The 1,064-nt window shown below is 61.7% G+C and carries 1 pseudogene; it reads left to right on the forward strand.

The features are described from left to right. Positions 1 to 94 precede the first annotated feature (94 nt). Positions 95 to 1,064 (forward strand): annotated as a pseudogene (locus AB4Y43_RS40415) (IS3 family transposase); the annotation flags it as partial.

Below are 1,064 nucleotides of genomic sequence, written 5' to 3' on the forward strand. Positions count from 1 at the left end.
TGGAGCGGCCCCACGTATCTGAGGACACGAGGACTCTCTTAAAATAAGAGGTAGTCTTGTGCCTAACAGTAAGCCTAGTCATTACGTGGAACCCATCGAAATTCTGACCGAGCCGGAGCGCCGTCGTCGGCGCACCCCGCAGGAAAAAATAGCCATCGTGCAGGAAACACTGGAGCCGGGAGCGTCCGTGTCGGGCGTGGCACGCCGGCACGGCGTCAACGCCAACCAGGTGTTCGGCTGGCGAAAGCAATACCAGGAAGGCAGTCTGGCGGCGGTGAAGGCGGGTGAATCTGTTGTGCCCGCATCCGAGCTGGCCGCTGCCATCAAGGAAATCAAGGAACTGCAACGACTACTCGGGAAAAAGACGATGGAAGTCGAAATCCTGAAGGAAGCCGTGGAATGGGGCCGCTCAAAAAACCTGATTGCGCGCTCGCCCTTGCTGCCGGGGGACGACCATTGAAAACGGTCTGCGAAGTTCTCGGCGTGGCGCGCTCTGGTGTAGCAGCGAAACAGGCTCGCTCGCCCGATTGGCAAGATGGTCGTAGCGCCAAACCGACCGACGATACAGAATTGGTCGAGGAAATCCAGGCCCACGTAGCGCACCTCCCGACTTACGGCTACCGACGCATCTGGGCACTCCTGCGCCGTAGTCGAGAACAGACCGGCACGCCGTGCATCAATCACAAGCGCGTGTATCGGGTTATGCATGAGCATCAGTTGCTGCTGCGTCGCCCCGGCGTGCGGCGAGACAGTCGGCGGCATGACGGTCGCGTTGCCGTCGACCGTAGCGACACCCGCTGGTGCTCCGATGGCTTTGAGTTCCGGTGCGACGATGGCACGCCGCTGCGCGTCACGTTCGCGCTGGACTGCTGCGACCGGGAAGCGATTAGCTGGGCGGCGACGACCGGCGGCCATAGCGGTGATGTGGTGCGAGACGTGATGTTGGCCGCCGTCGAACAGCGCTTCGGCACCACGCAGGCTACACAGCCCATCGAGTGGCTCTCGGACAACGGTTCGGCCTACATCGACCATCGCACACGCAGCTTCGCTCGTGAACTGGGACT

Origin of the sequence: Paraburkholderia sp. BR10872, from assembly GCF_040965835.1 — a bacterium.
GTDB lineage: Bacteria > Pseudomonadota > Gammaproteobacteria > Burkholderiales > Burkholderiaceae > Paraburkholderia > Paraburkholderia nodosa_A.